We start from the raw sequence: 12,441 nt of genomic DNA, 5'->3' as shown, positions 1-12,441 counted from the left end.
ATACATAACGGGAAATGAATATGAGAAAAGTAAACCGGTTGACAATTTTACTATCGAGCTTGATTTTGTTTCAAACGGGTGTGTTGCAGGCCCATACAGAGCTCTCCACTATTGTTCCGGCTGACGGTGCCGTGATCAATCAGCCACTATCGGCACTGGAGCTAAGCTTTACTGCGGACGTTCGTCTTCTGCGATTAGCACTTATGCACGCAGGACAACACTCCGTGGGCATTGGATTTAAGCCCACCGCCGACACGAAGCGTCAATTTGTTGTGCCACTGACAAAGCTTCAAGAAGGACAATACGAGGTGGAATGGACAATTATGGGGGCTGACGGCCACACGATGGACGGTAGCTCTGATTTCACCCTGACGTCGGACGCGATGTCTGCGCACGGCAATCATATGCAAAATATGCAGAGCGAGGACACATCCGATATGGGGCACTCCGAACACGGACACGCTCACTGATATGAGCCCCTGGGATATCTGGTCCTTGGTCAGTAAATTGCTTGTCCTGGTTGGCGCAAGCACTGTTTCTGGTGGTACATTCAGTCTCTATCTGAGCCGGGATTTCGGAGACGACATCAGCGGGCGACTGTGTCGCTATATCATCCTTGGGGCAATGCTTGGAGCTGTGGCGACAATGGTGACATTTCTAACGCAGCTCGGCGCAATCAATCAAAACGGGTTGCGCGGCATGTTTGATCTTCAAATGGCTGAGATCATCGGCCAGTCACCACTCGGCTATGCCACAGGGACAAGGCTCGCCGGTTTTACGATCGCGATTGCCGCGATGCTATTGTGGCAATATCGTGAACGATCTCGGCTCTACTTCCTGTACGTTGTGCTTGGCCTTGGCGCTCTGGCATCACTGTTTTTTTCGTTTATTATGATGGGGCATATTGCCGAACTTGGCATTCTTCCCCGTCTGAGCATTGTGATTCACGTTGCAGCCGTTCTTCTGTGGATAGGGTCTTTGTATCCCTTGTGGCTTTTGTGCAACGCAGATGTTTCGAGTGCAAAGTTAAAGACTGTCATGGAAAAATTTGGTCGGGTTGCCATCTATTTCGTGGCTCTGTTGCTCACTGCGGGCGTGTATTTGCTGACTCAGCTACTGTCCTCAATCGACCAATTGTTCAGTACCCCGTATGGTCAAGCCATGCTTATTAAACTACTTGCTGTGGTTGCTCTGTTGACTCTCGGTGCTTTAAATAAATTTTTTCTTGTCTCTCGTCTGGACGTAGACACTGGCAGACAAAGTCTGGCTCGCTCTATTGGGTTGGAAATGGTAATGGCGCTGGGGATACTGGTCATGACGGTTCATTTGACTACGAATGTTGGACCTTAATGCCGTCCACCGTGCGCAAGGGGAGGAGGCATCAATTAAACCTCGAATCCAGACCGACAGGCTAATCCGCTAATACAGGAGAACGTTGACCATGGAATCCGACGACAAAAATGATCGCAAATCAAGCTACGCCAAAGACAGTTTAACGTTGGGCGGCACCGTGATGCTGGGCACTGGTGTCATGATAGGTGCAGGTATCTTCGCGTTGACAGGGCAGATGGCACAAATGACGGGCGTATTGTTTCCGTTGGCCTTTCTGGCTGCCGCGGTAATCGTGAGCTTCAGTTCGTATTCTTACATCAAGATCTCCAATGCCTATCCGTCTGCCGGTGGCATTGGCATGTACCTGCACAAGGCATACGGGAATCGACTACCTACCGCGTTCAATGCTTTGTTAATGTACTTTTCAATGGTGATTGCGCAAAGTTTTCTGGCACGCACATTCGGCGCTTATACCATGCAACTCTTTGGTGGTGACGACACTGGTATGATGGTTCCCGTGTTAGGTGTGTCTCTCATAGTTGCAGCTTTTTTGGTCAACTTGTCCGGGAATCGGTGGATTCAGGGTGTCGCCTCTTTTATTGGCATCCTGAAGATCGGCGGTATACTGATTTTTGGGCTAGTGGGGGTATGGATAGCAGACAGCCTCGCTGTTGATTTCTCGAGCTCAAGAGAGACAGGCGATGTTGGAAACTTTTTGGGCGCTACCGCTCTGGGTATTTTGGCTTTCAAAGGCTTCACCACGATTACCAATAGTGGCTCGGAGGTTAAGGACCCAACACGGAACGTCGGACGCGCCATAGTGATTTCCATTGCAGCCTGTGTGGTGATCTACACCTTGGTTGGGTTTGCCGTTGCGAGCAACCTCTCGCTTGCCGAGATCATTGAGACACGAGACTATTCGCTTGCCGCCGCCGCGCGGCCAGCGTTGGGTGAGTATGGCGTATGGTTCACGGTAGCCATCGCTATGATGGCAACTGCCGGGGGAATTCTGGCTAGTATATTCGCGGTGTCGCGCATGTTAGCGATGTTGACAGAAATGAAACTTGTTCCGCATCGCCACTTTGGCATGCCCGGCAGTATACAGAAACACACACTGGTCTACACCGTGGTTTTGGGACTGGTTTTAACTGCATTTTTCGATCTGTCCCGAATAGCTGCGCTGGGTATTGTGTTTTACCTGATCATGGATATTGCCATCCATTGGGGCGTGCTGCGTTATTTACGCGAGGATATAAATGCGAAGGCTTGGGTGCCAGTTGTGGCGATTCTGCTTGATCTGCTCGCGCTTGGTGGTTTCGTCTGGGTTAAGCTGAACACAGACCCCTTCGTAATCGGGGTTGCAGTTGTTGCAATGATCGTGATTGCAGTTGCCGAGCAAATCTTTCTCAAGAGAACTTCGGAGGCACGAGATGCCGAGGGTGACGAATCTCATAAAGGTCATCACTAAAAACGAAAAATGAAATGGAGGATAGCACCATGATGGGGAATGAAATGGCGGGAAATACAATGTGGGCAGGACACTGGCTGTGGATGCTGGTAATCGCAATTGTGGCTGTGATCCCGGCGTGGCGTATATGTCAACGTACAGGGTATCCAGGTTTTTTAGGATTTTTGATACTGATACCCTTGGTGAATCTGGTTCTGTTGTACTTTCTTGCTTTTGCTCAATGGCCGGCGGAGAAAGCCCGGCGACATGATGAGTGAATAACCTGGTATCTAATCGCTGAATTAATAATGGTCAGCAAACGTAACGTAATATTTATCAAGGAAACATCTGGCATGGAAATCAAAACGTTTTTCGATCTGATCGAATGGTCCCGCGCATTGCATGCGCAACTGGCGCAATGCCTGTCACACTGTGCGAAATTGCACCATGAAGAGCGCACGGCCATGCTGCTGGAGTATCTTGCGTCCTGTGAAACTGCCATGGAAAAAATGGTGGCTGGCTTTGAACATCAGGCTGATCCCAAGGCGGCAAAGACGTATGTCTACGATTACATTCCTCATAATCCGATTAAGACACATCTCGATTGTGATGATCACTACGCGAAAATGGATGCTGATGCGATCAGCGCTGAAGTCATCGATTTTCATGAGCAAGTCATTGAGTTGTACCGCACTCTGCTGCGCAAGGCAGAGATCCCAGAAGCTGCAGAGCTGATGCAACTGCTGCTCGACATGGAGGAGAATGAAACGAAGCTGCTGGTTCGGCAACTCGGACGGATGGATGATTTGTAAGCGTGATTACTGATTCTGGCAAGACGACTCCCAATTAATCACGGTTTTCGGAACTTAGTAGAGCCAAGGCCTATTCAGCTGAATTTAACAGCAGCAGCGGGGCGAAACCACCCCCCGGTGTGCGGAAATTGGTTGTTTGCCCCTGATAGAGTCGCGCTGCAGCCAATAGAACGGCGCCCTTGTAGGTGTAAAGACGCACATCAACCTTGAGCATCTGCTGTTCTCCATCAACCAAAACCACTCGTTCCGAAGGAGGTACATAAGCCTGAGCGATATAATCGCTGTCAAGAATACGGGCAAATGTACCTTTGGTCAGCTTACTGCCGCGGTAGACACCTTTGCTGCCATGACCTGCTACCGGTTTAAAAAACAATTGCTTTCGCTGCTGCCAAAGCTCATCGGCGTTGGTTGCATTCACTTGCACGGTGCGCGGTACGCCATGCTGTAGGAATTCAGAATGTTCGCGGCTTAGCCCCCAGTCGAGTAAGGTATCACGATCAGATAACAGTGCCAGGTTGCGCTTGTCTGCACGAAGCGCATGAACAAAAGGATTGGGCGTGATGACAGCGCTGCCGTCCAGCCATGCCGAGCGCAGGGCCGCCTGCTCAGGAGCTTGCAGTCCGAAATCCACCAGGCGGTTATATACCATGTCGATCTGTTTGTCGCCGCTATACAGTGCGCCGCCCTCATACCGGAGATCTGAGGGAGACAGTATCAGTGCGTCGAACCCATTGTTCCGCAACAACTGTTGTGCCAGTCTGAATTCGGGATACAGATGCTGTTCGGCTGGTTGCTCGTCCACAATGGCTATTGTTTTGGGTCGGCCGCTGCCGCGCTGTGCGCGCCATTCACTGTCGAATTGCGCAACCACGGCAGAGTCAAAGCTCTCCGCGCCTGACATGCGTGTTGACGCACCACAACATTGAATCTGGACATGTCTCATTACGGCGTTGAGGAATGCGCCACCGGCATTGGTATTTACTTCAATAAGGCGAGGACCATCCGCTCCCAAGTGGAAATCGTAGCCCATAAATGCGCCTGATGGTCCCGGGTCGACCTGCGCATTCTCAGGCGCCCAGGACAAGGCACTGCTCCTGTACTTTGGAAGCGCGACCACAGCCTCAATGGCATGAACAATAGACTGCATCAAGCCCATTTCGTGATCAGGCACAAAGACGGCAGTATTTGAAAAGAACTGCTGCCAAGCCGTGATGGACAGAATCTGATCGCGTTCGTTCGGCAATTCCTTGGCGAGCTTTTGAGCCACCGTAGACTGATCTAATGTAAGGCAAACGCAATGTCGGTTTAGCAATAATGCCTTAGTCTGTTCCGAATTTATATTGGCTGATAACAATGGGAGTTCTCTATTCTTTGGGCGTTTTGGAAAACCAATGATATAGGACGACAAACAAGATCGCGATGTACCAGCCGTAGAGGTAGGTTTCCACTAAGCCAATCAAAAATCCGCGCCAGGTTAGCCATTCAAAACCAGGAAGTAAAGGCGCCCACGCCTCGTACATGCGCATCTGATCAGGGACCAGTATGCCAAAACCAATGCATAGCAGGTAGCTGATTACCAGCAGAAGTGACAGTGTGTTGCCTACTGCAAGAAGCCGAAGCCGGGCGCTAGGTGTGCTCGAACTGTTCATGGTCAGTTTCCTCTTGGAGGTGTCGTGAAAAAATGGTCCTTCTTTGGACCAGATGATTCTTCAGATGTTTTTGGATACTTGATAAGGCTATTACCTATATCTTAAAAGTACATCAAGTTGAGAACCTGTTGGTCGCTTCTATCCTAGAGTGCTATGCTTGACAAGCATCCATACCCCCATGCCGAGCATCATGAGGTTTTCCGTGAGTGATATAAAACCCAATGGCACATTGCTTTCGCCTCCGACGCAAGCACATTTGAGTTCTCGTTTCTCAATATAGACGGCTTTAAAAACCGAGATGGCACCTACTGTGCCTATGACCAAGGCGATGGGGATCGAAACGAAGTTTAGCACCCCGGCAATCATAAGCACGCCGGCAATACCCTCTCCGTAGGGGTATACGTACCCGTACGGTACCCATTTTTGCGCTAGAAGATCATAGTTAAGAAACATGGTCGAAAAACTTTCCACATCCCGAATCTTTAGATACGCAAGCGCACACATTGAAAACGCGATGAACCATTCAAAAGCGCGTAAGGACAGCCATTGCCCTTCAGCTATCGAAGCTGCTCCCAAAGCCATCAGGAAAGTAGTGGAAAAAAGGCTGATAACAGGCCAATAAGTTGTTTCGTCCTCATCTGTGGGTTCTTTCCCAAAATAAGTCTGTAGTTCATCATAACCACCAATCCGGGTGCCATCGATAAATGTCTGTGGGGTGGTATCTATATCGTGTTCGGCCTTGAATGCTTCGATTTCTTCCCGGTCTTTCAAGTGGTGGTCTTCCACGTGAAATCCTTGAGTTTTCAGTAGGTGTTTCGATTTTAAGCCGTAAGGACACACATGATCCTCCGTTACCATTCGGTACAGTTCAGCTGTCTTGGAGTCTGACATTTGTGATTCCTCCTTGTTCGACTGATTTGGCAGAATAAATAGTATTAAGGCGGCTTAAACAGCCTGATTATAACGAATTTATTCTGTCTTAAACATGACATGGAGATTACGAAAATGTAATTTTGAGGTCATTCTTTTTTTCATAAATTAGTATGGTAGTTGAAAGTGAACCGGCAATTGGCCAAAGTAGGAGTTCTGAGAGGAGGCGTCAAATGCTTCTCGAAAGGATGAGTAGGCCATTGTAATTTGTTCAAATGGAAATAAAGTTCCCTGGATATTATGTCCGTCGGTAAGAGGTGTGCACCGTTGGCTTACTACATAGTGAAAATCTTAATTACCGTACTGCTTGTTGTTACGATCTCAGAACTATCCAATCGCAATTCGTTTTTGGGGGCACTATTGGCATCTGTGCCGCTGGTTTCAGTGTTGGCGATGATTTGGCTGTACGTTGACACGGGTGATGTAGCAAAAGTCAGTGAGCTTGCCAGCAGTGTTTTCTGGTTGGTACTGCCATCCTTGGCATTGTTCATCGCTCTGCCTCTGATGCTGTCTCAGGGCGTCAATTTCTACTTGAGCCTGACAATCTCAATTGTCATCACCGTGATCTGCTACGGGTTACTCGTGGTTATATTGCGTTTTTATGGCATAGAACTTTGACGCCCGCCATGCACCAGCCGATACAGCGCGGGCAGCACGAATAGCGTCAACAAGGTTGATGAGATAATCCCGCCAATCACGACCGTCGCCAGCGGACGCTGAACCTCAGAGCCAATGCCGGTATTCAGTGCCATAGGCACAAAACCCAGAGAAGCCACCAGCGCCGTCATCAGCACCGGTCTGAGTCGCCCGATGGCACCCTCCATGATGGCGTGATCAAGCGCTTGTCCCTGTGCCCGCAAGTCACGAATAAATGACAGCATTACAAGGCCGTTCAATACAGCTATCCCGGACAATGCGATAAAACCGACGCCGGCGGAAATAGACAGCGGAATATCACGAAGCAGAAGTGCCAGCACACCACCGGTCAGCGCCAGTGGTACTCCGGAAAATATGATGGCTGAGTCACGGATGGAGCCCAGTGCCATCACCAGCAGCAAGGCGATCAGTAACAGGGTCGCCGGCACCACAATCAACAATCTTTGCGAGGCAGATTGCAATTGCTCGAACGTGCCTCCGTACTCAATCCAGTACCCTGGCGGGATGTCTATATTGCGCTCGACAGCCTGCTGTACATCAGTCACAAATGAGCCCAAGTCACGACCTCTGACATTGGCCGTGACCACGATACGACGTTTACCGTTTTCCCGGTAGACCTGATTGTAGCCAGTGTCGATGCTGATATCGGCCACTTCCCCCAATGGCACATAACCACCATCGGGCAACATGACGGGCAGATGCTGATAGGCATCGGGGTTACTGCGGCGATCCTCAGCCAGCCGTACCACGATATCGGAGCGCTGATCCCCCTCATAAAACTGACCTGCAACTGCGCCGCCCAGCGCCATCGCCAATGTGTCCTGTAATCCCGTGATACTCAGTCCCAGGCGTGCCATGGTCTCCCGTCGTGGCTGCAGGGTCATTACTGGCAATCCTGTCGTTTGCTCCAGCGCAAGATCGGCCACACCGGGAATGCCTGACATAAGATCTTCAATGTCAGTGCCCAGCGCAATCAGTTGATCGAAATCATCACCGAATACTTGTACGGCAAGCTCGCTTCTGACGCCAGCCAGCAGTTCGTTAAAGCGCATCTGAATGGGCTGCAGAAACTCGTAGCGATTGCCCGGGATTGGAGTAACTATCGCTTCAAGTTCTGCCACCACCTGCGTTTTAAGCTTTGATGGGTCAGGCCATTGGTCACGCTCTTTCAGGATTATAAAGGTGTCCGCCACGCTTGGGGGCATGGGGTCGGTGGCTACTTCAGCACTGCCAATCTTTGAAAATACCCGTTCGACCTCCGGCATTTTCCGGATTTCTTCTTCCAGTTTGAACTGCAAAGCAATCGCCTGTTCGAGAGAAGTGCCGGGTATGCGTAATGCGTGCATGGCAATATCGCCCTCGTCCAGGTTCGGAATAAACTCCGTGCCCATACGCGTGGTCAATGCCGCACAGACACCGACCAGCGCAACGGCCAATACCACGACGCCCCATCGCAAATGCAGGGCCGCCTTCAGCGCAGGCTGGTACAGGAAATGTGCAGCCGACATAATGGGATTTTTCTTTTCTTTGACAGGCTTTCTGAACAGCATGGCAACGCAGGCTGGCACAAAGGTGATGCTGAGTAGCATGCCGCTGAGTAGGGCTATCACAACGGTGATTGCCATGGGGTGGAACATTTTTCCTTCTACGCCTTCCAGCGCGAAAATGGGGATATAGACAGCAGTAATAATAAATACCCCAAACAGAGCAGGGCGTATAACTTCCCTTGTCGCAGCCGAGACCACCTCAAGCCGTCGCTTCAGCTCCAGTTTGCCCTGCGAACTGGCCTCACTGAGTCGGCGCAGACAGTTCTCGACAATGATGACGCTGCCATCAATGATCAGGCCAAAGTCCAGTGCCCCCAGGCTCATCAGATTGGCGCTGACGCGGGTTTGCACCATGCCAGTAATGGTCATCAACATGGCGATGGGAATGACGGCTGCGGTCAATATGGCCGCGCGTATATTGCCAAGCAACAGGAATAGCACCGCGATTACCAGCAGCGCGCCTTCGAGCAGGTTTTTTTGCACGGTTTGCAGTGTTTTATCGACCAGGGTGGTTCGATCATAGACGGCAGTCGCGGTAATACCCGGAGGCAGACTCGGTTGAATCTCCTGCAGACGCATCGCCGTGTTGTTGGCCACTTCCCGGCTGTTTTCACCGACAAGCATAAACACCGTGCTCATGACCACTTCGCGCCCGTCCTGGGTAGCAGCGCCCGAGCGCAGCTCTTGTCCGATGGATACACTGGCAACATCACTGACTCTAACGGGCACACTGTCTCGCTGTCTGATGACAATATTGCGCAAGTCATCCAGATTGGCCGCCTGGCCGGGGACACGCATCAGCAGTTGTGAGCCATTATTTTCGATAAAACCCACCCCCTGGTTGCGATTGTCACGCTGCAGGGCATCAAACAGGTCAGCGCTGCTTACACCGTAAGCAAGCAGCTTCGCGGGGTCGGGTGCCACTAGAATCTCTTTTCTGAATCCGCCGATAGGATTGACCTCTACCACACCTGGGACACGAAGTAGCTGGGGTCTGATAATCCAGTCGTGGACACTGCGCAGGTCGGTGGGGGTGACCGGCGTACCATCGGCGTTGGTTGCGCCAGGCTCGGCATCCACCGTGAACATGAATATTTCACCGAGACCGGTAGCGATTGGGCCCATTTCGGGCTCTAGTCCTTCCGGTAAATCACTGCGTGCCGCGGAAATTCGTTCACTGACCTGTTGTCGCGCAAAATAGATATCGGTGCCGTCTTCAAATACAGCTGTTACTTGCGAGAGACCATAACGAGAGACAGACCTTGTATAGGACAGGTCAGGCATGCCGCTCATGGCGTTCTCCAGCGCAAAGGTAATGCGCTGCTCAACTTCCAGTGGCGTGTAGCCGGGTGCAGGTGTGTTGACCGCGACCTGCACGTTGGTGATATCCGGCACGGCGTCGATCGGCAGCCGATTAAAATTCCATATTCCCAGGCCGATCAGCATCATGGTCAGAACCAGTATCAAACCACGTCGGGCCAAAGAAAAATTAATAATTGAATCAAGCATGATGGCTCCTTAGTGGTCGTGAGATGCGCCGGATTTTTCGACATCTGCTTTTAATATGTAACTGTTCTCAGTGACATAACGTGTCCCTGGTTCCAGTCCCCCCAGCACTTCGACCCATTCCTCTGACTGGCGTCCCAGGTCCAGCATGCGAACCTCAAACTGATCACCTATCTGAGCGTAAACGACGGTAAAATCGCGAAAAGCCTGTAGCCCTTCGCGCCTGACGGCCAGTGGAATCTCGTGCTCAGCGATATTTATTTGAGCCTGAACCCAGGTTCCGGCCCGCAGAACGCCATCGGAGTTATCCAGCACCACACGTGCTGTGACTGCCTGATTGGATGCTGTCTCTGGCAGGATTCTGGCAATTGTGCCGGTAATCGGCGTATCAGTAAGCGGTGTGTTGATGGTCACTCGTTTCCCGATATTGATGCGTGGCAGGTCAGCAGGGAAAACCGCAAGGTCGGCCCAGACGGTTGATGTATCGGTGATGGTGAACAGCGCTCTGCCGGCTGTTGATTCCCCTCCCGACGCGTTTCTTGCGGTAATGAGGCCGCTTATCGGGGCGAGCAGCTCGAAAGACGTGAGGCTCTGATTGCTTTCGATGGTGGCGAGCGTGTCACCCGCGTTGACGTAATCTCCTAGCGCAACAGCCACCGTTTCAATTTTTCCGTCAAATCTTGCCGTGACGTTACTGACAGCATCAGAATTTGCCACGATACGACCGTAAACCGGGATGGTCTCCTCGATAACAGCGCGTCCCGCAATGTCAGTTTCAATGCCCAGTGCTTCAGCGACTGCAGGCTCTATCGTCGTACGCCCCTCAAAGCTGTCATAGGACCAGCGATGCGAGTTGCCATTGTACGAGGCCGTGACCGAGACACTGAAGGAGTGTGGCTCGTAAATCACCATGTCGCCACGCAGGGCATCCCCGGTTGGCACAAAGTCGATGTCATCGACAGCACCGCCCAGGCGGGAAAGTTGGACATTCAGATCCAACTCATCGGGGTCCACAGGTTGATTGTTGACGGTCGCCCACGCCCGGTATTCAGGCGGTACGCCAGTTTCGAAGATCGCCAGTTCGAGTACAAAATCATCGTCGCGCAACAAAATTCCGTTGTTTGGCCCTCGTTCATCGGTCATCTCGCTCTCTGTTTCAGGCGTAGTTGTACTCGTGTCCGTTGATTCACCGCAGGAGGACAGCAGCAGTAAAAAGAGCAGGGGGGCCGCACGGGAGACAGCCCGAAATAGCCCTATGGTTTTAACAGTATTAATAGTTGGGTACATGGTTAGCCTCATTGTTCAGATCCAGTCTGCGCGATACGCACACCAGTCAATCGTTCAATTTCAATCATGTTTTGATGGGCAAGCACACTGGCTTCAAGCAGTTGCTCTCGCGCTGCCAGCAAATCGTTCTGTACCTGCAGCCATTCCATGTAGCTGGAGCTGCCTAACTCATATGCTCGTCTTACCTCGGACAAAGCCAGTTCGTATTCAGGAATGACATCGCTGCGCAACGACTCGACAATATGCAGGCTGTGTTCCAGCTCCTGGTGGAACAGAAACAGTGACGTCATCACACGAATGCGTTCCGCCTCCTGTCTGGCGGATGATTGCGCCAACCTGACACGTGCCTCTTCAATACGGCCCTGATTCTGATTGCCGCGATTCAAAGGAATGGTCACCCCGGCAACAAATCCCACATCAGAGCTGCGCTCCATCCGGCGCACGCCGGCATTAAATTGCCATAGCGAGTTGCGCCTGGCCTGCTCCAATAACAGGGTGCTTTCATGCAAGCGTTGCTCTGACAGGAAGCGCGTCAGATCCGGGTTCTGCTCAATTCGTGCTTCCAGAGAAGGATACGGCTCAACGGCAGGAAGATTCGTAAGATCGCCCCCGACGTGGCTGAAATCCGGCTCCAACGCTCCCCATTGTGCTGCGATACGGTGATAAAATCCGACCAGCTCATGATTCAGGTCTTCCTGCATCAGCTCTCGCATGGACAACTCTGCCCGTGCTCTGGCCAGATCGGATCGGGGCGAGGTGCCGGCAGCAACCCGTTGGCTGATTGTGGTCACAGTATCTTCTGCCAGCGAAATTGACTGCGCGGCGAGTTGTAGCCTGGCTTGATGCGCCAGCGCCTGTGTGTAATAACGTGCTGTCTGGGCGGCAGCATCCAGGCGCATCACTTCCGCTTCACTGGCCAGCACCAATGATCCCGTGCGTGCGGCGTCTATTCGCCGTTGGCGCAGTTGGCCTTCAAGTACCCAGCTGATGCTTGCGGTGGTTTGTGCACCCGACAGTCCCTGTGCCACGCCTGTGCCCAGTACATCTTCGACGGTAACCGTGAGCTCAGGTTTTGGCGACAGTCCGGCTTGTAAGATCACGCCGTTCTGTGCCCGCAATTCGTAGCCAAAAGCCTGCAACTCCGGATTTTGAGTGATGGTGTTGATGATTGCCTGCTCGAGCGTTATCTCTTCCGCAGCGAGTGACAGGGCAGAGATCACTAACAGTGCTGTTGAGACCGCACTGGTCATTACTATCTTTTGAGCTCGCATAAA

At 51.7% G+C, this 12,441-nt stretch carries 12 protein-coding genes; 6 read left to right on the top strand and 6 right to left on the bottom strand.

Features of this window, described 5'->3' with window-relative positions; translation table 11 throughout:
- The first annotated feature begins 20 nt into the window (after window positions 1-20).
- From ENH71_RS11350 to ENH71_RS11330, 5 genes are all read left to right on the top strand, one after another.
- A complete protein-coding gene (locus ENH71_RS11350) occupies window positions 21-470 on the top strand; it encodes a copper resistance CopC family protein (RefSeq protein WP_294130306.1) in 450 nt (149 codons plus the stop codon).
- 1 nt (window position 471) lies between these two features.
- On the top strand, window positions 472-1,350 hold the full coding sequence (locus ENH71_RS11345; RefSeq protein WP_294130304.1) for a CopD family protein: 879 nt from the start codon (window positions 472-474) through the stop codon (window positions 1,348-1,350).
- Between the two features lie 163 nt (window positions 1,351-1,513).
- Window positions 1,514-2,800 carry an APC family permease gene (locus tag ENH71_RS11340; protein WP_294130421.1) on the top strand — a complete coding sequence of 429 codons (1,287 nt, stop codon included), beginning with the start codon at window positions 1,514-1,516 and terminating at the stop codon, window positions 2,798-2,800.
- Between the two features lie 29 nt (window positions 2,801-2,829).
- Window positions 2,830-3,057: a hypothetical protein gene (locus ENH71_RS11335; RefSeq protein WP_070118150.1), complete on the top strand. Its 228-nt coding sequence runs from the start codon at window positions 2,830-2,832 to the stop codon at window positions 3,055-3,057.
- Window positions 3,058-3,132: 75 nt separating this feature from the next.
- A complete protein-coding gene (locus tag ENH71_RS11330; RefSeq protein WP_294130298.1) occupies window positions 3,133-3,591 on the top strand; it encodes an ATPase in 459 nt (152 codons plus the stop codon).
- A 70-nt stretch (window positions 3,592-3,661) separates the two neighbouring features.
- Here the strand turns inward: ENH71_RS11330 and ENH71_RS11325 are convergent, their stop codons facing one another.
- From ENH71_RS11325 to ENH71_RS11315, 3 genes are all read right to left on the bottom strand, one after another.
- On the bottom strand, window positions 3,662-4,858 hold the full coding sequence (locus ENH71_RS11325; protein ID WP_294130296.1) for an ATP-grasp domain-containing protein: 1,197 nt from the start codon (window positions 4,856-4,858) through the stop codon (window positions 3,662-3,664).
- Between the two features lie 97 nt (window positions 4,859-4,955).
- Window positions 4,956-5,240 carry a DUF5676 family membrane protein gene (locus tag ENH71_RS11320; protein ID WP_294130294.1) on the bottom strand — a complete coding sequence of 95 codons (285 nt, stop codon included), beginning with the start codon at window positions 5,238-5,240 and terminating at the stop codon, window positions 4,956-4,958.
- Window positions 5,241-5,378: 138 nt separating this feature from the next.
- Entirely contained in the window at window positions 5,379-6,131 is a 753-nt protein-coding gene (locus ENH71_RS11315) for a glutaredoxin family protein (protein WP_294130292.1), read from the bottom strand.
- Window positions 6,132-6,437: 306 nt separating this feature from the next.
- Between ENH71_RS11315 and ENH71_RS11310 the strand changes: the two genes are divergently transcribed.
- Window positions 6,438-6,788, top strand: coding sequence for a DUF3147 family protein (locus tag ENH71_RS11310; protein WP_294130290.1), 351 nt, complete (start codon window positions 6,438-6,440; stop codon window positions 6,786-6,788).
- Here ENH71_RS11310 and ENH71_RS11305 read toward each other — a convergent pair.
- From ENH71_RS11305 to ENH71_RS11295, 3 genes are all read right to left on the bottom strand, one after another.
- Window positions 6,770-9,883 (bottom strand): efflux RND transporter permease subunit, encoded by a 3,114-nt coding sequence (locus tag ENH71_RS11305; protein ID WP_294130288.1) that lies wholly within the window; start codon window positions 9,881-9,883, stop codon window positions 6,770-6,772. The two genes, ENH71_RS11310 and ENH71_RS11305, sit on opposite strands and share 19 nt — an antisense overlap.
- A gap of 9 nt (window positions 9,884-9,892) precedes the next feature.
- Window positions 9,893-11,023, bottom strand: coding sequence for an efflux RND transporter periplasmic adaptor subunit (locus ENH71_RS11300; protein WP_294130286.1), 1,131 nt, complete (start codon window positions 11,021-11,023; stop codon window positions 9,893-9,895).
- Window positions 11,024-11,175: 152 nt separating this feature from the next.
- Window positions 11,176-12,438 (bottom strand): TolC family protein, encoded by a 1,263-nt coding sequence (locus ENH71_RS11295; RefSeq protein WP_294130284.1) that lies wholly within the window; start codon window positions 12,436-12,438, stop codon window positions 11,176-11,178.
- Between the last annotated feature and the right edge of the window lie 3 nt (window positions 12,439-12,441).

Origin of the sequence: Pseudohongiella sp., from assembly GCF_011050365.1 — a bacterium.
Taxonomy (GTDB): domain Bacteria; phylum Pseudomonadota; class Gammaproteobacteria; order Pseudomonadales; family Pseudohongiellaceae; genus Pseudohongiella.
This window is presented reverse-complemented; position numbering and strand designations above follow the sequence as displayed.